Origin of the sequence: uncultured Escherichia sp. (assembly GCF_948475835.1) — a bacterium.
Lineage (GTDB): Bacteria > Pseudomonadota > Gammaproteobacteria > Enterobacterales > Enterobacteriaceae > ECMA0423.
On the sequence record NZ_CAOLGM010000006.1, the window covers coordinates 1 to 20,442 of the forward strand.

Annotated in this window: 23 protein-coding genes and 1 pseudogene; 14 read left to right on the forward strand and 10 right to left on the reverse strand. The window is 51.0% G+C overall.

Translation table 11 applies throughout. From position 1 onward, the window contains the following. Window positions 1–143 (forward strand): annotated as a pseudogene (locus QZF50_RS02280) (serine-type D-Ala-D-Ala carboxypeptidase); the annotation flags it as partial. Window positions 144–189: 46 nt separating this feature from the next. Here QZF50_RS02280 and deoR read toward each other — a convergent pair. After that, entirely contained in the window at window positions 190–948 is a 759-nt protein-coding gene (deoR, locus tag QZF50_RS02285) for a DNA-binding transcriptional repressor DeoR (RefSeq protein ID WP_000450121.1), read from the reverse strand. Window positions 949–1,005: 57 nt separating this feature from the next. Continuing rightward, window positions 1,006–1,602, reverse strand: a complete 597-nt coding sequence (gene ybjG, locus QZF50_RS02290) for an undecaprenyl-diphosphate phosphatase (RefSeq protein WP_000892317.1) — start codon at window positions 1,600–1,602, stop codon at window positions 1,006–1,008. A gap of 284 nt (window positions 1,603–1,886) precedes the next feature. Here ybjG and mdfA point away from each other — a divergent pair, with 284 nt between their 5' ends. Continuing rightward, complete coding sequence (gene mdfA, locus QZF50_RS02295) at window positions 1,887–3,119, forward strand: multidrug efflux MFS transporter MdfA (RefSeq protein ID WP_001180076.1); 1,233 nt, start codon at window positions 1,887–1,889, stop codon at window positions 3,117–3,119. Window positions 3,120–3,159: 40 nt separating this feature from the next. On the opposite strand, the gene ybjH is transcribed toward mdfA, so the two are convergent. The 3 genes from ybjH to QZF50_RS02310 form a co-directional block, all read right to left on the reverse strand. Further along, complete coding sequence (gene ybjH / locus QZF50_RS02300) at window positions 3,160–3,444, reverse strand: protein YbjH (protein WP_000480892.1); 285 nt, start codon at window positions 3,442–3,444, stop codon at window positions 3,160–3,162. A gap of 85 nt (window positions 3,445–3,529) precedes the next feature. Next, a complete protein-coding gene (gene ybjI, locus QZF50_RS02305) occupies window positions 3,530–4,345 on the reverse strand; it encodes a 5-amino-6-(5-phospho-D-ribitylamino)uracil phosphatase (RefSeq protein WP_001297001.1) in 816 nt (271 codons plus the stop codon). Next, window positions 4,345–5,553, reverse strand: a complete 1,209-nt coding sequence (locus QZF50_RS02310) for an MFS transporter (protein ID WP_000217848.1) — start codon at window positions 5,551–5,553, stop codon at window positions 4,345–4,347. The genes ybjI and QZF50_RS02310 overlap by 1 nt, the downstream gene beginning before the upstream one ends. 83 nt (window positions 5,554–5,636) lie before the next feature. On the opposite strand from QZF50_RS02310, the gene rcdA reads away from it, so the two are divergent. Then, on the forward strand, window positions 5,637–6,173 hold the full coding sequence (gene rcdA / locus QZF50_RS02315; RefSeq protein ID WP_001297003.1) for a DNA-binding transcriptional regulator RcdA: 537 nt from the start codon (window positions 5,637–5,639) through the stop codon (window positions 6,171–6,173). A 174-nt stretch (window positions 6,174–6,347) separates the two neighbouring features. Here the strand turns inward: rcdA and QZF50_RS02320 are convergent, their stop codons facing one another. Further along, window positions 6,348–8,033 carry an aspartate:alanine antiporter gene (locus QZF50_RS02320; protein ID WP_001024876.1) on the reverse strand — a complete coding sequence of 562 codons (1,686 nt, stop codon included), beginning with the start codon at window positions 8,031–8,033 and terminating at the stop codon, window positions 6,348–6,350. 269 nt (window positions 8,034–8,302) lie between these two features. On the opposite strand from QZF50_RS02320, the gene QZF50_RS02325 reads away from it, so the two are divergent. Beyond that, the gene (locus QZF50_RS02325) at window positions 8,303–8,680 is read left to right on the forward strand and encodes an inner membrane protein YbjM (RefSeq protein WP_000681108.1); all 378 of its coding nucleotides are present in this window, start codon (window positions 8,303–8,305) and stop codon (window positions 8,678–8,680) included. A 29-nt stretch (window positions 8,681–8,709) separates the two neighbouring features. On the opposite strand, the gene grxA is transcribed toward QZF50_RS02325, so the two are convergent. Further along, on the reverse strand, window positions 8,710–8,967 hold the full coding sequence (grxA, locus tag QZF50_RS02330) for a glutaredoxin 1 (protein WP_001195231.1): 258 nt from the start codon (window positions 8,965–8,967) through the stop codon (window positions 8,710–8,712). A gap of 159 nt (window positions 8,968–9,126) precedes the next feature. Between grxA and QZF50_RS02335 the strand changes: the two genes are divergently transcribed. The 10 genes from QZF50_RS02335 (at window position 9,127) to rlmC (ending at window position 17,859) form a co-directional block, all read left to right on the forward strand. Then, a complete protein-coding gene (locus QZF50_RS02335) occupies window positions 9,127–9,414 on the forward strand; it encodes a DUF1418 family protein (RefSeq protein WP_001201576.1) in 288 nt (95 codons plus the stop codon). Next, window positions 9,398–10,120 (forward strand): nitroreductase NfsA, encoded by a 723-nt coding sequence (gene nfsA, locus QZF50_RS02340; RefSeq protein WP_000189159.1) that lies wholly within the window; start codon window positions 9,398–9,400, stop codon window positions 10,118–10,120. The genes QZF50_RS02335 and nfsA overlap by 17 nt, the downstream gene beginning before the upstream one ends. Window positions 10,121–10,180: 60 nt before the next feature. Then, window positions 10,181–11,083, forward strand: coding sequence for a 30S ribosomal protein S6--L-glutamate ligase (gene rimK / locus QZF50_RS02345; protein WP_061892228.1), 903 nt, complete (start codon window positions 10,181–10,183; stop codon window positions 11,081–11,083). A gap of 87 nt (window positions 11,084–11,170) precedes the next feature. Beyond that, window positions 11,171–11,647 carry a YbjN domain-containing protein gene (locus tag QZF50_RS02350; RefSeq protein ID WP_000203025.1) on the forward strand — a complete coding sequence of 159 codons (477 nt, stop codon included), beginning with the start codon at window positions 11,171–11,173 and terminating at the stop codon, window positions 11,645–11,647. 350 nt (window positions 11,648–11,997) lie between these two features. Further along, on the forward strand, window positions 11,998–13,110 hold the full coding sequence (gene potF, locus QZF50_RS02355; RefSeq protein WP_290388816.1) for a spermidine/putrescine ABC transporter substrate-binding protein PotF: 1,113 nt from the start codon (window positions 11,998–12,000) through the stop codon (window positions 13,108–13,110). A 94-nt stretch (window positions 13,111–13,204) separates the two neighbouring features. Next, complete coding sequence (potG, locus tag QZF50_RS02360) at window positions 13,205–14,338, forward strand: putrescine ABC transporter ATP-binding subunit PotG (RefSeq protein ID WP_000995994.1); 1,134 nt, start codon at window positions 13,205–13,207, stop codon at window positions 14,336–14,338. A 9-nt stretch (window positions 14,339–14,347) separates the two neighbouring features. Next, entirely contained in the window at window positions 14,348–15,301 is a 954-nt protein-coding gene (gene potH, locus QZF50_RS02365; protein WP_001093858.1) for a putrescine ABC transporter permease PotH, read from the forward strand. Beyond that, entirely contained in the window at window positions 15,298–16,143 is an 846-nt protein-coding gene (gene potI, locus QZF50_RS02370; protein ID WP_001061657.1) for a putrescine ABC transporter permease PotI, read from the forward strand. The genes potH and potI overlap by 4 nt, the downstream gene beginning before the upstream one ends. Window positions 16,144–16,202: 59 nt before the next feature. Further along, window positions 16,203–16,691 (forward strand): YbjO family protein, encoded by a 489-nt coding sequence (locus QZF50_RS02375; protein ID WP_000389260.1) that lies wholly within the window; start codon window positions 16,203–16,205, stop codon window positions 16,689–16,691. Window positions 16,692–16,731: 40 nt separating this feature from the next. Next, window positions 16,732–17,859, forward strand: coding sequence for a 23S rRNA (uracil(747)-C(5))-methyltransferase RlmC (gene rlmC / locus QZF50_RS02380; RefSeq protein WP_001149734.1), 1,128 nt, complete (start codon window positions 16,732–16,734; stop codon window positions 17,857–17,859). A 174-nt stretch (window positions 17,860–18,033) separates the two neighbouring features. On the opposite strand, the gene artJ is transcribed toward rlmC, so the two are convergent. The 3 genes from artJ to artQ form a co-directional block, all read right to left on the reverse strand. Beyond that, window positions 18,034–18,765 carry an arginine ABC transporter substrate-binding protein ArtJ gene (gene artJ / locus QZF50_RS02385; protein ID WP_290388817.1) on the reverse strand — a complete coding sequence of 244 codons (732 nt, stop codon included), beginning with the start codon at window positions 18,763–18,765 and terminating at the stop codon, window positions 18,034–18,036. 291 nt (window positions 18,766–19,056) lie between these two features. Beyond that, window positions 19,057–19,725 (reverse strand): arginine ABC transporter permease ArtM, encoded by a 669-nt coding sequence (gene artM, locus QZF50_RS02390; RefSeq protein WP_000464491.1) that lies wholly within the window; start codon window positions 19,723–19,725, stop codon window positions 19,057–19,059. After that, window positions 19,725–20,441, reverse strand: coding sequence for an arginine ABC transporter permease ArtQ (gene artQ / locus QZF50_RS02395; protein ID WP_001001691.1), 717 nt, complete (start codon window positions 20,439–20,441; stop codon window positions 19,725–19,727). Before artQ ends, artM begins: the two co-directional genes overlap by 1 nt. Window position 20,442 lies beyond the last annotated feature (1 nt).

The window sequence follows — 20,442 nt, forward strand, 5'->3', positions numbered from 1 at the left end:
TTGATTTCCAGCTTAACGGTAAATCCATTGAGCAGCGTCCGCTGATCGTGATGGAAAATGTGGAAGAGGGCGGATTCTTTGGTCGGATGTGGGATTTCGTGATGATGAAATTCCATCAGTGGTTCGGCAGCTGGTTCTCTTAATCTTCTGATAACCGGATGGCGCGAAACGTCATCCGGTTATACGTCATTAATACATCAACTTAATGCGCTGCGTCTGCGCGTACTTCACATACTCATCTTCCGGGCAACAATCGCTCACCACAATATCAAAGCGTTTCAGGTCACCCATGCGCGCCGGACGCACCTTGCCAAATTTACTGTGGTCGACAACCAGCACATGCTTTTGCGCCATCGACATGGCCCAGTGTTTTACCGGCAACTCTTCAAGATTAAAACAGGTAGCGCCTTTACTGACATGCACGCCCGCCGCAGAATAAAAAGCGATATCCGGGCAAAAATTATTCAGCGTTTGCTGAAAATCGATGGGTTTGAAAATGGCGTTGCTGGCGTGAAATTCACCACCGCACAGAAATGCGCGGCAATGGGGTTTCTCTTTCAGCGCCAGAAAGGTATTTAGCGAATAACAAACGGCGGTAAAAGGGATTTCATTATCAATCGCTTCAATAATCCACGGCGTGGTGGTGCCACAGTCAAAAAAGAGGGTCTGATCGGGTTCTACCAGTGTCGCAGCCAGTTTTGCCGCCCGGCGTTTTTCTTCCACCAGGCGGGATTTTTGATCGCTTAACAGGTAATGGCTGGCACTGCGCGGTTCCAGAACAATATAGCCGCCGAGCAAAACGACGGGCGCACTGTGGTTGTTCAGATCGCGACGAATCGTCATCTCCGAAACCCCAAGCAGGGCGGCGGCGTCTTTAAGATGTAACTTATCGCTGCGTTTTAATTCTTGCAGCAGCTGCCCGATACGCTCTTCGCGACGTGTTTCCATAATCCCTCTGAATAGTTATTGAAGCGAGCCGCTCAATACTACACTTTTTAGCAGAGATCAGTCACGCACCCAGCCTTTGCGGATCGGTAATGCAAAACAGAAGCGATACCACGATTGCAGACGTTGATAGAGTTTATGCCCCATCGCTTGCCAGATAATCTGAGCGCTAAGGCAGCCAATCATACCTGCCAGCAATCCACCGAGCATATCCAGCGGCCAGTGCACGCCAAGATAAACGCGCGACCAGGCAATGACGACGGCCAGCACCATTAAAAGTGAGCCGGACCACAGGCGATGCCAGCATAAAAATGCCAGTGCAAAGGTGAAAATCACCGTACCGTGGTCGCTTGGGAATGAGTCATCCGCCGCATGATGCAGGAAGTTATAGCCGATATTTTCGACAAAGGGTCGGTCGTGCGGAAAAAGATGTCCCATCGTCCAGGACACAAACAGGCTGACCGCCAGCGCGATAGCGATTTTTATCACCAGTTGCCGTTGTGCTGTAAGCCCCCACAACCAAAGCACCGCGGCCAGCAGCGGTACCACGGTAATCAAATCTTTAGCAATAAAAATCGCCAACGAGATCATCCACGGAGCCGAGTCTGGCGTCGCGTTAATAAGAGAGAATAGAGAGAGATTCAAATTTTCCAGCATAACTTCCCGACGCAAAGTGATTAAAAGGGAGCCAATACAGGCAAGTCGTTGAGAATAAAGTGCAGGTTAAACTGGGTAAAGCGGCATCGTCTTATTTCCCTCAAGCGGCCTGTTTACGGTGGGTAATTGTAACGGGCATAGGTTAAATAAAACTTAAAGAAAGCGTAGCTATACTCGCAATAATGTAAGAATGTGCTTAACCGTGGTTTCAGCTACAAAATTCGCTTTCTCGTTAGCTGTGCTTTTATTAAACTCTGCGCGATTATTATTGGCGAAGAAATTGCATGCAAAATAAATTAGCTTCCGGTGCCAGGCTTGGACGTCAGGCGTTACTTTTCCCTCTCTGTCTGGTGCTTTACGAATTTTCAACCTATATCGGCAACGATATGATTCAACCCGGTATGTTGGCCGTGGTGGAACAATATCAGGCGGGCATTGATTGGGTTCCTACTTCAATGACCGCATATCTGGCGGGCGGGATGTTTTTACAATGGCTCCTGGGGCCGCTGTCGGATCGTATTGGTCGCCGTCCGGTGATGCTGGCGGGGGTGGTGTGGTTTATCATCACCTGTCTGGCAATATTACTGGCGCAAAACATTGAACAATTCACTCTGTTGCGCTTCTTGCAGGGCATAAGCCTCTGTTTCATTGGCGCTGTGGGATACGCCGCAATTCAGGAATCCTTCGAAGAGGCGGTTTGTATCAAGATCACCGCGCTGATGGCGAACGTGGCGCTGATTGCTCCGCTACTTGGTCCGCTGGTGGGCGCGGCGTGGATCCATGTGCTGCCCTGGGAAGGGATGTTTGTCTTGTTTGCCGCATTGGCAGCGATCTCCTTTTTCGGTCTGCAACAAGCCATGCCTGAAACCGCCACGCGTATAGGCGAGAAACTGTCACTGAAAGAACTCGGTCGTGACTATAAGCTGGTGCTGAAGAACGGCCGCTTTGTGGCGGGGGCGCTGGCGCTGGGATTCGTTAGCCTGCCATTGCTGGCGTGGATCGCCCAGTCGCCGATTATCATCATTACCGGCGAGCAGTTGAGCAGCTATGAATATGGCTTGCTGCAAGTGCCTATTTTCGGGGCGTTAATTGCGGGTAACTTGCTGTTAGCGCGTCTGACCTCGCGCCGCACCGTACGTTCGCTGATTATTATGGGCGGCTGGCCGATTATTATTGGTCTGTTGGTCGCTGCTGCGGCAACGGTTATCTCATCGCACGCGTATTTATGGATGACCGCCGGGTTAAGTATTTATGCTTTCGGCATTGGTCTGGCGAATGCGGGACTGGTGCGATTAACCCTGTTTGCCAGCGATATGAGTAAAGGTACGGTTTCTGCGGCGATGGGAATGCTGCAAATGCTGATCTTTACCGTCGGTATTGAAATCAGCAAACATGCCTGGCTGAACGGGGGCAACGGACTGTTTAATCTCTTCAACCTTGTCAACGGAATTTTGTGGCTGTCGCTGATGGTTATCTTTTTAAAAGATAAACAGATGGGAAATTCTCACGAAGGGTAAAAAAATGCCTGATTGCTTTGTGCGATCAGGCATTCTCGAATTAATGGTGATGGTCGTCAATCTGGTGTTCGATAACCATCCCTTCACCTACGCTGGCAAGATGGCGAACATAAGGATGCGGGCGGTAAGCCGGAGCTGGCGCAGGAGCCACATAGACGGTTTGCGGCACAGTCGCGACGCTGACCGCTTGTGGAACGCTGACTGAATCAGGAACCACAACCACTTTGTATCCACTCGGCACATCGACGGTGACACTTTGCGCCATCGCCACACCAGTAAAGCCCATTAAAAGCGCGCCCAACAGTAGACAATTTTTCATAAACATTTCGCCTGAAATAATGCAGCGGGTTAATTTCCGCGAATTATGCAGCCTTCATTCAGGTATTGTGTTGCCGGGCGTGCTGCCGTTTTTATTGGTCAAATGGCGCTTCGTGTTTAAGCACTTTATCGATCACATCCAGTACGCCTTCACGGTTATTGGAGCCTGCCCGGTATTTTGCCGCTGCGACGACCGCATTGCCGGCATTTTCCATTGCAAAACTAAAGCCTGCCTGACGCAGCATCTCAATATCGTTACCGCCATCGCCAAAGACCACCACTTCGCTGTCGTCTATTCCCCATAATTTCTGCAGTTGGCGAAGGCCATTGGCTTTATGTACGCCGGGGATAATCAGATCGATGCTGCCGTTGCCGGTGTGGACCGGCACCATAATATCGCCGATGGCCTCATGTAATGCTTTTTGTACTTGTGGAATCAGTTCATCGGAAAGATTCAGGCCAAACTTAAAGAAGATATCCTCTAAGTTGTCAAAGTTATCGACGTATTCCAGACGGTGATAATACATTTCCGCCACCGTTTTCATGGCATCGTCATATTTTTTGAGCGTATAGGCGCTATTTTTTCCGCAGGCAATAATTTCCACTTCCGGGCGCGTCAGCAAATGTTCCACGACAGTAGTAAACGCATCCTTCGACAGCTCGCCATTAAAAACATCTTTGCCTTCGCTCACTACCCAGCCGCCGTTTTCAGCCACAAAGGCAATTTCATTAGCAATTTCAGGGAAGAAAGAGATCAACTGATAATATTGATTCCCGCTGGCGACTACAAAGCGAATTCCTTGTGCTTTCATTTGCTGATACTGAGCCATAAACCGCTCACGGTTATAGGTTTTTTGATCGCTTAAGAAAGTACCATCCATGTCTACCGCAATTAATTTAATGCTCATCAACTATTCTCCATCGCCGTCTGCGTTTTGGTATCGGGTTTGGCGACGGCTTTCGCGACAATAGCCGCGAGAATAACCAGCGCCAGTACAACCAGCATTGCACTACGTAATCCATAATGTTCGCCGAGATAGCCCAGCAGCGGCGGCCCGACGAGGAAAGCCAGATAACCGGTCGTTGCTACCACACTGACGCGGGTTGGTGCATCAGGGCCGGTATCGCTGGCGGCAGAAATGGTCAGCGGGAAGCCCAGCGAGGCACCCAGTCCCCAGAGTACAACAGACACCCCAGCGACCCAGGCGCTATCGACAAAAATAATCAGCCCAATACCCAACGCCCCCATTAGTGCACTGGCCCGAACCACGGCAACGCGACTGTAACGGTCGATGAACCAACCGCCGGTGAAGCGTCCAACGGTCATCCCCAGGGTAAAACCGGCATAAATCAGCGAGCCGGAAGTAGGGCTAAAACCGTGACCGTCAACCATTAATAAGGGTAACCAGTCGTTGGCAGAACCTTCGGCAAAGGCCATCGCCAGCACCACAACACCTATCAGCAGCAACTGGATATCGCGATAAAAAGGAATGCCTTTTTCGCCATGCTGGGTGCCATCGGCAGCATTTTTGCCCGTACCGTCAGGGATTGCCTGAATGGCGATATAAATAGGCGCGATACCTACCAGCGCCGCCAATAAAATGTGCACCGTTGCCGGAACGCCAAAGGCCGTCAGTGCCATCCCGACACCAGCGCCTGCCAGCGTGCCCAGGCTATAAAAACCGTGCATCATTGGCAAAACCGTTTTATTCATTTCTCGCTCAACGGCGGCACCTTCAACGTTTATCGCCACTTCCGCAGAACCAAAACTTGCCCCAAAGACGCCGAGACCAACGGCAAAGAGCAGGGGCGATGTCAGCCAGAGTGCCAGACTTAATATCATCATCCCGATCAATGCGCAGGACATCGTGACCAGGATGACATTACGCGTGCCAAAGCGTTTCACTAACCACGCCGAGCAGAGAATACCGCTCATCGAACCGATCGACAGACCAAAGAGAACACCGCCCATTTCAGCGATCGAGACAGAGAGAATATCGCGGATAGCAGGCGTACGGGTTGCCCAGGACGCCATTAACAGGCCTGGCAAAAAGAAGAACATAAACAGCGCCCAGGTTCGGCGTTTCAATGCATTACGTGAAGAATTTACGGTCATAGATCACGTCAAAATAAGAAGAGGGAAGACAACATTAGCAAGGTTGTGTACATTTGTACACAATTGCAGAGAGAGGAAATGACATGCGTCGCGCTAACGATCCGCAACGGCGAGAAAAAATTATCCAGGCCACGCTGGAGGCGGTGAAACTTTACGGAATACATGCTGTTACGCACCGCAAAATTGCTACCCTTGCCGGGGTACCGTTGGGATCGATGACCTACTATTTTTCAGGAATTGATGAGTTGTTGCTGGAGGCGTTCAGCAGTTTTACTGAGATTATGTCCCGGCAATATCAGGCATTTTTTAGCGATGTTAGTGATGCTCAAGGCGCATGCCAGGCTATCACCGATATGATCTACAGCTCACAGGTTGCAACGCCGGATAATATGGAGCTGATGTACCAGCTCTACGCGCTGGCTAGCCGAAAACCGCTATTAAAAACGGTAATGCAAAACTGGATGCAGCGCAGTCAGCAAACGCTCGAACAATGGTTTGAACCCGGAACCGCCCGCGCGCTTGATGCGTTTATTGAGGGGATGACGCTGCATTTTGTCACCGACCGTAAGCCGCTATCGCGCGAGGAGATTTTGAGGATGGTTGAGAGGGTTGCAGGGTAGTAGATAAGTTTTAGATAACAAAAAACCCATCAACCTTGAACCGAAATGGCGGGGTTGATGGGCTCCACAAAATGGGGACATCAAAGAAAAGCAGTGGCACTAATTAAGACTGATGCCCTGCGGAAAAGTTCTGCGGTTGTGCAAAAAAATTTCATTTTCAGGGCAACTTCAGTTTTATCCTAATCCTGGCCATACCATGACGATGATTGTCCCTGCCAGCGTCAGCAGGACGTTGGCGATTGCGTAGGTGCCCGCGTAGCCCAGCGCAGGGATGTTACTGCGAGCTGTATCACTGATGATCTCCATTGCCGGCGCGCAGGTGCGTGCGCCCATCATTGCGCCGAACAACAGTGCGCGGTTCATTCGCAATACATAAGCACCGAACAAGAAACAGATAACCACGGGCACAAGACTGACAATTAATCCGGCAATCAACATCTGACCGCCAATCGCGCCCAGGCCGTTATTAATACCGCTACCGGCGCTCAGACCAACGCCTGCCATAAACACCATCAAGCCGAACTCTTTCACCATGCTTAATGCACCTTGCGGAATGTAACCGAAGGTCGGGTGGTTAGCACGCATAAAGCCCAGCATAATTCCGGCGAATAACAACCCGGCAGCGTTCCCCATGCCGAAACTGAATGTGCTGAACTGGAAGGTGATCATCCCGATCATCAGCCCAATAACAAAGAAGGCGCAAAATGCCAGCAGGTCAGTGACCTGGCTGTGAATCGAGATAAAGCCGATGCGATCGGCGATGGTTTTTACGCGACGGGCATCACCGCTGACTTGTAAAACGTCACCTTTGTTAAGCACGACGTTGTCATCTATCGGCATCTCAATCTGGCTACGAATGACGCGGTTAAGGAAGCAACCGTGATCGGTCAACTTCAGTTGTGCGAGACGTTTACCTACAGCGTTATGGTTTTTAACGACCACTTCTTCAGTGACGATACGCATGTCGAGAAGGTCACGATCGAAAACTTCTTTACCGTTACGGAAGCTGGGATCGAGTCGGGCATGGGCGTCGGGATAGCCTACCAACGCTATTTCATCGCCCATTTGTAGCACGGCATCACCGTCTGGATTTGCCAGAATCCCGTTACGTCGAATACGTTCAATGTAGCAGCCGGTTTGTCGATAAATACCCAGTTCACGCAGATTTTTGCCGTCGGTCCAGGCCACCAGCTCCGGGCCGACGCGATAGGCGCGGATCACCGGTAAATAAACCTTACGGTTGGCATCAGTGTCCAGGCCACGTTCGCGGGCGATTTGCTGGGCGCTGGTCTGTAAGTCCTGATGCTGCAATTTCGGCAAGTAACGCGCACCAACAATCAAACTCACCAGACCGATTAAATAGGTTAAGGCATACCCGAGGCTCAGATTATCCAGTGCCAGTGAGAGCTGCCTGCTTTCCATGCCGGAATGACGCAGTGTATCGCCAGCACCGACCAGAACCGGTGTCGACGTCATAGAGCCTGCTAACATACCGGCCGTCAGGCCAATATCCCAGCCAAACAGCTTACCTAACCCTAAGGCGATCACCAGCGCACTGCCAACCATCACCAGTGCTAACATTAGGTAATTTTTCCCATCGCGAAAAAAAATGGAAAAAAAGTTCGGTCCGGCTTCGACCCCGACGCAGAAAATAAACAGCATAAAGCCAAGATTAAGCGCATCGGTGTTAATGCTGAAATGTTGTTGGCCTAATAACAGCGATACGACTAAAACGCCAATGGAATTACCCAGTTGGATCGAACCAAGTCGTAACTTTCCGAGACATAGCCCAAGCGCGAGGACCACAAATAATAACAGAATGTAATTCCCATTTAACAATTCGGCGACGTTTATATTCACGGAGGCTAACTTCTTGTTTACTAGTAAGCTGTTGAAAGAAATGGTAATTTACGATAATGTTTTTTACCAGAATTCAGGGCGCAGATTCATTCAGCGCACCTAAACGATAGTAAAGTAACAATATATTTTACTAGTGTAATCACATTAGGTATCAACGGCTATATGAATTGCGTTGGCCTATATTAGCATGGAATGCGAAGCGGCTTTATCTTACTGAACGCCACACTGGCGAAAAATGTGTTCGATAGACGCAGTGTCAGGAGGAACGAGTGAAACATAAACAACGTTGGGCGGGGGCAATCTGCTGTTTTGTCCTCTTCATTGTGGTGTGCCTTTTTCTGGCGACGCACATGAAAGGCGCTTTTCGGGCTGCCGGGCATCCTGAAATCGGCTTGCTATTTTTCATTCTTCCTGGAGCAGTCGCCAGCTTCTTTTCACAGCGTAGAGAAGTCCTGAAACCTCTGTTTGGCGCAATGCTGGCGGCACCCTGTTCGATGCTCATTATGCGGCTGTTTTTTTCACCGACGCGCTCATTCTGGCAAGAGCTGGCATGGTTACTAAGCGCGGTGTTCTGGTGTGCGCTGGGGGCACTGTGTTTCTTATTTATCAGTAGTTTGTTTAAACCACAGCACAGAAAAAATCAGTAAAGCCCTCAACGCGAGGGCTTGTCAGACGATCAGGCGTCCAGATTTTCTTTCACCCATGCAGCAAAATCGGTATAGCCGCCGATATGTTGCTGATCGACAAAAATCTGCGGCACGGTTTCTACGGGTTTACCTGCCTTTTGTTGTAGATCTTCTTTAGTGATCCCTTCCGCACGAATATCTACATACTGATACTGAAAATCATCGCGTTCATTGCTCAATTTCTCAGCCAGATCTTTTGCACGCACACAGTAAGGGCAACCCGGACGACCAAAAATAACGGTTTGCATTATTTCTCTCCTCATAGATTTATGCCTGTAATGATCACGCTAAAATGTATTCGCTGAAAGTAGGTTTAACCTGTTGCATTAATTGCTAAAAGCTATAACTGTTAAACACAATACAGTGAAAAGTTTTAGACTGAAGGCTCACTTTGCAGAGGGAAGCGTATGCGCGCGATCGGTAAATTGCCTAAAAGCGTGTTGATACTGGAATTTATCGGAATGATGTTGCTGGCGGTGGCGCTGCTGTCGGTAAGCGACTCCCTGTCGCTGCCTGAGCCATTTTCTCGGCCAGAAGTGCAGATTCTGATGATTTTTCTCGGTGTTTTGCTCATGCTTCCCGCTGCGGTGGTGGTTATTCTTCAGGTGGCAAAACGTCTTGCCCCACAGCTGATGAACCGTCCACCGCAATATTCACGTTCAGAAAGAGAAAAAGATAATGACGCCAACCATTGAACTTATTTGTGGCCATCGCTCCATTCGCCATTTCACTGATGAACCCATTTCCGAAGCGCAGCGTGAGGCGATTATTAACAGCGCCCGTGCGACGTCCAGTTCCAGTTTTTTGCAGTGCAGTAGCATTATTCGCATTACCGACAAAGCGTTACGTGAAGAACTGGTGACGCTGACCGGCGGGCAAAAACACGTAGCGCAAGCGGCGGAGTTCTGGGTGTTCTGTGCCGACTTTAACCGCCATTTACAGATCTGTCCGGATGCTCAGCTCGGCCTGGCGGAACAACTGTTGCTCGGTGTCGTTGATACGGCAATGATGGCGCAGAATGCATTAATCGCAGCGGAATCGCTGGGATTGGGCGGGGTATATATCGGCGGCCTGCGCAATAATATTGAAGCGGTGACGAAACTGCTTAAATTACCGCAGCATGTTCTGCCGCTGTTTGGGCTGTGCCTTGGCTGGCCAGCGGATAATCCGGATCTTAAGCCGCGTTTACCGGCCTCCATTTTGGTGCATGAAAACAGCTATCAACCGCTGGATAAAGGCGCACTGGCTCAGTATGACGAGCAACTGGCGGAATATTACCTCACCCGTGGCAGCAATAATCGCCGGGATACCTGGAGCGATCATATCCGCCGAACAATCATTAAAGAAAGCCGCCCATTTATTCTGGATTATTTGCACAAACAGGGTTGGGCGACGCGCTAAAACCGCCACGTCGATGTATGATACGCGGGCTTTTGACCAGGTCTGACAGAGAGGTGCAGGGTGAAAATTGCCATATTGTCCCGGGATGGAACGCTCTATTCGTGTAAGCGGCTGCGTGAAGCCGCTATACAGCGCGGTCACTTGGTTGAAATTCTTGATCCGCTTTCTTGCTACATGAACATAAATCCTGCGGCGTCTTCTATTCACTACAAAGGCCGCAAGTTACCCCATTTTGACGCAGTGATCCCGCGTATTGGCACCGCCATTACCTTTTATGGGACGGCGGCACTGCGCCAGTTCGAGATGCTGGGGAGCTATCCGCTCAATGAGTCGGTCGCCATTGCCCGGGCGCGTGACAAATTGCGTTCCATGCAACTGCTGGCGCGTCAGGGCATCGACCTGCCTGTCACGGGCATTGCGCATTCGCCGGATGATACCAGCGATTTAATCGACATGGTCGGTGGTGCGCCGCTGGTGGTCAAGCTGGTTGAAGGCACGCAGGGAATTGGCGTCGTGTTGGCGGAGACGCGTCAGGCGGCGGAAAGCGCGATTGACGCTTTCCGCGGTCTGAACGCGCATATTCTGGTGCAGGAATATATCAAAGAGGCGCAAGGGTGCGATATCCGCTGTCTGGTTGTTGGTGATGAAGTGGTCGCTGCGATTGAACGGCGAGCGAAAGAGGGCGATTTTCGTTCCAATTTGCATCGTGGCGGCGCGGCAAGCGTCGCCAGTATCACACCACAGGAGCGTGAAATCGCGATAAAAGCCGCGCGAACGATGGCGCTGGACGTTGCTGGTGTGGATATTCTGCGTGCTAATCGCGGGCCGTTGGTGATGGAAGTGAATGCGTCGCCAGGGCTGGAAGGAATAGAAAAAACAACCGGTATCGACATCGCGGGTAAAATGATCCGCTGGATCGAACGCCACGCTACGACGGAATATTGCCTGAAAACGGGTGGTTAGTCGCAATCACATTACTGATCATGGTTTTGCCTGCGCTTTTTGCGTAAGCTGTGCCGGTCTTTTTATCGGAAGAGGTTGTACAAAATTATGACATCGCTGGTCGTTCCTGGTCTGGATACGTTGCGTCAATGGCTCGATGACCTGGGGATGAGTTTTTTTGAATGTGATAACTGTCAGGCTCTGCATCTGCCCCATATGCAGAATTTCGACGGTGTCTTTGATGCCAAAATCGATCTGATCGATAACACGATCCTGTTTTCTGCCATGGCGGAAGTCCGACCTTCAGCCGTATTGCCGCTGGCGGCGGATTTATCTGCCATCAATGCTAGTTCGCTGACCGTGAAAGCATTTCTTGATATGCAGGATGATAATCTGCCAAAGCTGGTGGTTTGCCAGTCTTTATCCGTTATGCAGGGCGTAACCTATGAGCAGTTTGCATGGTTCGTGCGTCAGAGCGAAGAGCAGATTTCGATGGTCATTCTTGAAGCTAATGCCCATCAACTGCTGTTACCGACTGACGATGAAGGGCAAAACAACGTTACCGAAAACTATTTCCTCCACTGATAACTCCTTTCGAGCACGCAGTCGCTGGTGCAGTGGCTGCGCGCTGCAAAATTATCTGCTGTTTTTAACCTTTTCTTAAAGATTGTTTCACTTATCTTGTGTCGATTTGGCTTTATCACATAGAGCAAATACGCATAAAAATTTGTTAAATACCGTTTTTTAATCCGAGCTATAGTCTCAAACCCTGGCTAAAGTTATTCTTGCGATGCTTTTATATAGCGAGCAGTGCTGGCCGGGAGAGAGTTCTCTTTTCTTACACCGCGCCGATAAAAAATATGCACGTTTATTGCATATCTTTCAGTGTGACAACTTTTGTTCGTTTGTTAACGAAATTTCAGAAGGAAAGAGATATGACCGCCTTAAATAAAAAATGGCTATCGGGTCTGGTTGCGGGTGCTCTGATGGCCGTCTCTGCCGGCACGCTCGCTGCGGAACAAAAAACGCTGCACGTCTATAACTGGTCTGACTATATTGCGCCGGACACCGTCGCGAATTTTGAAAAAGAGACCGGCATTAAGGTTGTCTACGACGTATTCGATTCCAACGAAGTGCTGGAAGGCAAACTGATGGCGGGCAGCACCGGTTTCGACCTGGTGGGGCCGTCAGCAAGCTTTCTTGAACGCCAGCTGACAGCGGGAGTTTTCCAGCTGCTGGACAAAAGCAAATTGCCGGAGTGGAAGAATCTCGACCCGGAACTGCTGAAGTTGGTCGCCAAACACGATCCCGACAATAAATTTGCTATGCCCTATATGTGGGCGACGACCGGGATTGGCTATAACGTCGATAAAGTCAAAGCGGTGCTGGGCGAAAACGCGCCCGTCGATAGCTGGGACTTGATCCTCAAGCCTGAAAATCTGGAAAAACTGAAAAGCTGTGGCGTCTCTTTCCTGGATGCGCCTGAAGAAGTTTTTGCTACCGTGCTGAATTATCTCGGCAAAGATCCCAACAGCACTAAAGCAGATGATTACACCGGACCGGCAACCGATCTGCTGTTAAAGCTGCGCCCGAACATTCGTTATTTCCATTCATCGCAATACATTAACGACCTGGCAAACGGCGATATTTGCGTCGCTATCGGCTGGGCAGGCGATGTCTGGCAGGCGTCAAACCGCGCGAAGGAAGCGAAGAATGGCGTGAATGTCTCTTTCTCGATTCCGAAAGAAGGGGCGATGGCGTTCTTTGATGTCTTCGCCATGCCTGCGGATGCCAAAAACAAAGACGAAGCCTATCAGTTCCTGAATTACCTGCTGCGCCCGGATGTAGTAGCGCATATTTCCGACCATGTGTTCTATGCCAACGCCAATAAAGCAGCCACGCCGCTGGTGAGTGCGGAAGTCCGTGAGAACCCGGGTATTTATCCGCCTGCGGATGTTCGTGCGAAGCTGTTCACTCTGAAAGTGCAGGACCCGAAAATCGACCGTGTGCGCACCCGCGCGTGGACCAAAGTGAAGAGCGGAAAATAATCCGCAGCCTTAGATGCCGGGCGGGCGCACCACACCCGCCGGCAATTCGCACCATCATGGTGCGCTTGCACACATTCAATGCCGGAGAGCAGCCGTGAATGACGCTATCCCTCGCCCGCAGGCGAAAACCCGTAAGGCGCTGACGCCGCTATTAGAAATCCGCAACCTCACCAAATCCTACGATGGTCAACATGCGGTGGATGATGTCAGCCTGACCATCTACAAAGGTGAAATCTTCGCGCTGCTGGGCGCATCCGGCTGTGGCAAGTCCACGCTGCTGCGTATGCTGGCAGGTTTCGAACAACCTTCTGCCGGACAGATAATGCTTGATGGCGTCGATTTGTCACAGGTGCCGCCTTACCTGCGCCCCATCAATATGATGTTTCAGTCTTACGCGCTGTTTCCGCATATGACCGTGGAACAGAACATCGCTTTTGGCCTGAAACAGGACAAACTACCGAAAGCGGAAATTGCCAGTCGGGTCCATGAGATGCTCGGCCTGGTGCACATGCAGGAGTTCGCCAAACGCAAACCGCATCAGCTTTCCGGTGGTCAGCGACAGCGTGTGGCCCTGGCCCGAAGCCTTGCCAAACGCCCGAAACTATTACTGCTCGATGAGCCGATGGGCGCGCTGGATAAAAAGCTGCGTGACCGGATGCAGCTTGAAGTGGTGGATATTCTGGAGCGCGTCGGTGTGACTTGTGTGATGGTCACCCACGATCAGGAAGAGGCGATGACCATGGCGGGGCGTATCGCCATTATGAATCGCGGGAAATTTGTCCAGATTGGCGAGCCGGAAGAGATCTACGAGCATCCAACTACCCGCTACAGCGCTGAATTTATCGGTTCGGTTAATGTCTTTGAAGGTGTACTCAAAGAGCGTCAGGAAGATGGCCTGGTGCTTGATTCGCCGGGGCTGGTGCATCCACTGAAAGTCGATGCGGATGCTTCAGTGGTCGATAACGTGCCGGTACACGTAGCGCTGCGCCCGGAAAAAATCATGCTTTGCGAAGAGCCGCCCGCCAATGGTTGTAACTTCGCGGTGGGGGAGGTGATACACATTGCCTATCTCGGCGATCTTTCGGTGTATCACGTTCGTCTGAAAAGTGGGCAGATGATTAGCGCCCAGCTACAAAACGCCCATCGTCATCGTAAAGGGTTACCGACCTGGGGCGACGAAGTGCGTTTGTGCTGGGAAGTGGACAGCTGTGTGGTGCTGACGGTTTAAGGAGCAAAGATGAATACACTTGAACCTGCTGCCCAGTCGAAACCGCCGGGCGGATTTAAGCTGTGGTTGTCGCAGCTGCAAATGAAGCATGGGCGCAAACTGGTCATTGCGTTGCCATATATCTGGTTGATCTTGCTGTTTCTGCTGCCATTTCTGATTGTCTTTAAAATAAGCCTGGCGGAGATGGCGCGCGCTATTCCACCTTATACCGAACTGATGGAGTGGGCTGACGGGCAACTGTCCATCACTCTTAATCTCGGTAATTTTCTGCAACTGACCGACGATCCGCTCTATTTCGATGCTTATCTCCAGTCGCTACAGGTGGCTGCGATTTCGACATTTTGCTGTTTACTGATCGGCTATCCGCTGGCGTGGGCGGTGGCGCACAGTAAGCCTTCGACCCGTAATATTTTATTACTACTGGTGATCCTGCCGTCGTGGACCTCGTTTCTGATCCGCGTTTATGCCTGGATGGGAATATTAAAAAACAACGGTGTGCTGAATAATTTTCTGCTGTGGCTGGGGGTTATCGATCAACCGCTGACCATTCTTCATACCAATCTGGCAGTTTATATTGGCATTGTTTACGCCTACGTGCCGTTTATGGTACTGCCGATTTATACCGCGTTGATTCGTATTGATTATTCGCTGGTGGAAGCAGCGCTGGATCTCGGTGCACGACCGCTGAAAACGTTCTTTACTGTGATCGTGCCGCTGACTAAAGGTGGGATTATTGCCGGATCGATGCTGGTGTTTATCCCGGCTGTGGGCGAGTTTGTGATCCCGGAACTGCTCGGTGGCCCGGACAGCATCATGATCGGGCGCGTGCTATGGCAAGAGTTTTTCAATAACCGCGACTGGCCGGTGGCCTCGGCGGTAGCGATCATCATGTTGCTGCTGCTAATTGTGCCGATAATGTGGTTCCACAAACACCAGCAAAAAAGCGTGGGAGAACACGGATGAATAATTTACCGGTAGTTCGTTCGCCCTGGCGGATTGTGATTTTGCTGCTGGGCTTTACCTTTCTCTACGCGCCAATGCTGATGCTGGTTATCTATTCGTTTAACAGCTCGAAGCTGGTGACGGTGTGGGCCGGCTGGTCAACGCGCTGGTATGGTGAGTTATTGCGCGATGACGCGATGATGAGTGCGGTTGGTTTAAGCCTGACAATTGCTGCCTGTGCGGCAACGGCGGCGGCGATCCTCGGGACTATTGCGGCGGTGGTGCTGGTGCGCTTTGGCAGATTTCGCGGATCAAATGGCTTTGCCTTTATGATCACCGCGCCGCTGGTGATGCCAGATGTCATCACGGGCTTGTCGCTGTTGTTATTATTCGTCGCGCTTGCTCATGCCATTGGCTGGCCTGCGGACCGCGGTATGCTCACCATCTGGCTGGCGCATGTCACTTTTTGTACGGCTTATGTGGCGGTCGTTATTTCTTCAAGATTGCGGGAACTGGATCGCTCGATAGAAGAAGCAGCGATGGATCTCGGTGCGACGCCGCTGAAAGTGTTTTTCGTCATTACGCTACCGATGATCATGCCCGCGATCATTTCTGGCTGGTTACTGGCTTTTACTTTGTCGCTTGATGATCTGGTGATCGCCAGCTTTGTTTCCGGGCCGGGAGCCACCACGTTACCGATGCTGGTCTTTTCCAGCGTGCGGATGGGGGTGAATCCGGAAATCAACGCCCTTGCAACGTTAATTCTCGGTGCGGTCGGAATTGTCGGATTTATCGCCTGGTATCTGATGGCTCGCGCAGAAAAACAGCGGATACGCGATATCCAGCGTGCAAGACATGGCTGAAGACACTAAAATTTGCCAACCTGGCTACATAATGCCGCGCATGCCGCGGCATTGTTTTCATGGAAGACGAAACGTTGGGATTTTTTAAGAAAACATCTTCATCTCATGCTCGCCTGAATGTGCCTGCGCTGGTGCAGGTGGCGGCGCTCGCCATTATTATGATCCGTGGCCTCGACGTGCTGATGATTTTCAATACGCTGGGCGTGCGCGGTATTGGCGAGTTCATTCATCGCAGCGTACAAACCTGGAGTTTAACGCTGGTCTTTTTAAGCAGTCTGGTGCTGGTTTTCATTGAGATCTGGTGTGCGTTTTCACTGGTGAAAGGGCGTCGCTGGGCGCGCTGGCTATATCTGCTGACACAAATCACCGCCGCAAGTTACTTGTGGGCGGCTTCGCTGGGGTACGGTTATCCGGAGCTGTTCAGCATTCCCGGTGAATCAAAACGTGAAATCTTCCATAGCCTGATGCTGCAGAAGCTGCCGGATATGCTCATCCTGATGCTGCTGTTCGTTCCCTCGACCAGTCGGCGGTTCTTCCAGTTGCAATAATGTGTATAATCGTCGCCCCTGATGATGTGAAGGTCAATGTATGCAGTGCGCACTTTACGACGCGGGTCGCTGTCGTTCCTGTCAGTGGATAACGCAGCCGATTCCAGAGCAACTCTCCGCTAAAACCGCCGATCTTAAAAATCTGCTCGCCGATTTTCCGGTTGAGGAATGGTGCGCGCCGGTGTCAGGCCCGGAACAAGGGTTTCGTAATAAAGCCAAAATGGTGGTGAGTGGTAGCGTTGAAAAACCACTGCTCGGTATGCTGCATCGCGACGGCACACCAGAAGACCTTTGTGACTGCCCGCTTTATCCTGCCTCATTTGCGCCCGTTTTTGCGGCGCTAAAACCGTTTATCGCCCGTGCGGGGCTGACACCCTACAACGTGGCGCGTAAGCGTGGCGAACTGAAATACATTCTGCTGACTGAAAGCCAGAGCGATGGCGGCATGATGCTGCGCTTTGTACTGCGTTCTGAAACCAAACTGGCACAACTGCGTAAGGCGCTGCCGTGGTTACAGGAACAACTACCGCAACTGAAAGTTATTACCGTCAATATTCAGCCAGTACATATGGCGATTATGGAAGGGGAGACGGAGATCTACCTTACTGAACAACAGGCGCTGGCAGAGCGTTTTAATGACGTACCGCTGTGGATCCGTCCGCAAAGTTTCTTCCAGACTAATCCGGCGGTCGCCAGCCAGCTGTACGCTACCGCGCGCGACTGGGTACGGCAGCTGCCAGTTAAACATATGTGGGATCTGTTCTGCGGTGTGGGTGGCTTTGGTTTACACTGCGCGACGCCTGACATGCAGTTAACCGGGATCGAAATTGCATCAGAGGCCATTGCCTGTGCAAAGCAGTCAGCCGCTGAACTGGGCTTAACGCGTTTGCAATTTCAGGCGCTGGACTCCACTCAGTTTGCCACCGCTCAGGGGGAGGTGCCGGAGCTGGTGCTGGTTAATCCGCCGCGCCGCGGCATTGGTAAACCGCTATGTGATTATCTCTCAACAATGGCACCGCGTTTTATTATCTACTCCAGCTGTAACGCCCAAACCATGGCGAAAGATGTCCGCGAACTGCCAGGTTACCGCATCGAACGGGTACAGCTTTTTGATATGTTCCCGCACACCGCGCACTATGAAGTGCTGACGCTGCTGGTGAAGCAATAAAAAAGCCGCAGGTGCGGCTTCAGATTGCTGATCAGGTGCGCTTTGTTCATGCCGGATGCGGCGTGTACGCCTTATCCGGCCTACAAAATCATGCTAAATCAATACATTGCAGAGTTGATGTGGGCCGGATAAGCGCAGCGCATCAGGCAATCTTACTTTTGTCATCAGTCTCAATTACTGCGGAAACCACTGGTCATTGATTTTCTGATATGTACCGTCAGCTTTAATTGCTGCCAGCGCGTTATTCAGTTTTTCCAGCAGAGCTTTGTTATCCGGACGTACAGCGATGCCCAGACCGGTGCCGAAGTATTGCGGATCGGTCACTTTTTCAGTAGCAACGCCCAGTTGCGGATTGGTTTTCAGCCATTCGTTTACCACCGCTGTGTCACCAAATACCCCATCAATACGACCATTTTTCAGATCGATAAAGGCATTCTGATAACTGTCATAGGAGACAGTTTTCACTTCGGGGTGCTGATCCTGAATATATTTCTGGTGCGTGGTGCCGTTTTCCATCCCAATACGTTTGCCTTTCAGATCGGCAAACGTTTTGTAGGTATCTTTTTTGGCAATCACGACGGCTGAGTTTTCATAGTAGGGCGTGGTAAACGATACCTGCTTGCTACGCTCGGGCGTGATATCCATACCGGAGATTACGGCGTCATATTTTCTGAATTTCAGTGACGGGATCAGGCTGTCGAACGCGTGATTAGTAAAAGTACATTCTGCCTGCATTTGTTTGCACAAGGCTTTTGCCAGATCGATATCAAAGCCGACAATCTCATTATTAGCACCTATAGATTCAAAGGGTGGATAGGGGGCTGAAACGCCAAAATTGATTTTCTCTGCGGCAGAAGCACCGAAAGTAAAGGAAGCAAGTAAAGCGGCAAGAACTAACTTTTTCATGATGGAACTCCCGTCTGTCAATCTTATGATTTTTGGCCGTGTCTGCGGCATGGGATAACAATGCCATCAAGTGAATTTATATGCAATAAATATGATTAAATAATTTAAATGAAATAAAAAAAGACGGATACCTTAGTGAGTTGTCCGTCTTCATTATAAGAATTTATGCACTATGTAGGCCGGATAAGGCGTCCACGCCGCATCCGGCACAGGCACCGTGCTGATGTCTGATGCGACGCTGGCGCGTCTTATCAGACCTACAAACCCCCCCGGCGAATGTACGCAGCTACATTAATTTCGCCGTTCGAATGCCAGTGCTTTGCGCTCGATCAGACGCATCATCAGCGTCAGCAGGCCGTTGACGACCAGGTAAATAATCCCTGCCGCACCGAACACCATTACATCGTAGGTGCGTCCGTACAACAACTGGCTGTATCCCATCACTTCCATCAGCGTAATGGTGTAAGCCAGAGAGGTACTTTTGAACACCAGCACCACTTCGTTGGAATAAGAAGAGAGCGAGCGTTTAAAGGCATACGGCAGCAGGATCGCCAGCGTATCTTTTTTGCTCATTCCCAGGGCGCTACAGGACTGCCACTGACCTTCTGGGATCGCACGAATTGCACCGTAAAACAGCTGCGTGGTATACGCCGCACTGTTCAGCGATAACGCAATCAGCGCACATAACCACGGTTCTGACAACAAATGCCACAGTGCCGGATACTCCTGCAAAGTCGGAAACTGGCCCGGCCCGTAATAAATCAGGAAGATCTGCACCAGCAGCGGCGTACCGGTAAACAGCGTGATATAACCCCGCACCAGCCACACCAGCACCGGCGTTTTCAGCGTCAGGATGATGGTAAAAATCAATGCCAGAATCAGTGCCACAATCAGCGAGGCAACGGTTAGCGTCAGGCTGGTGTGTAGCCCTTTCATCAGTTCGGGTAAATACTCAAACATTAGCTGGGCCTCCGCTCAAAACGTGTCGCGCGCAGGTCAATGCGTTTGAGAATGTACTGACTGAGCAGGGTGATCACCAGGTAAATCGCCGCCGCCACAATGTACCAGGTAAATGGTTCCTGGGTACGAGTAGCGATGCTTTTTGTTTGCAGCATTAAATCATTCACACTAATCAAACTGACCAGCGCGGTATCTTTCAGCAGCACCAGCCACTGGTTACCGAGGCCAGGCAGCGCATGACGCCACATCTGCGGCATCACCAGACGGAAAAAGATAGCCGATTTCGACAGCCCCAGCGCCTGACCAGACTCCCACTGACCCACCGGCACCGCTTTCAACGCGCCCCGAAGCGTTTGCGAGGCATAGGCGGCATACAGCAGTGACAGAGCGATGACACCACAAAGGAACGGGCTAACGTCGAAGTTCTCAATGTCCATCTGCACTGGGATCTGCACGAACCCAAGATTGATAGTGAAGCCATCCGAAAGCGTCAGCAGCAGCTGCGAGGAGCCAAAATAGATAAACAGCACCACCAGAATTTCTGGCAGGCCACGCAGAATGGTTACCAGCGCTGAACCTGCCCACGCGACAGGACGCCATTTTGCCGACTCCCATACCGCAAAGAACATCGCCAGCGCCAGCCCGACAATCAATGCACAAACGGCAAGGCCGACGGTCATCCCGGCGGCGCTTGCTAAAGGAAAAAATTCATTCATC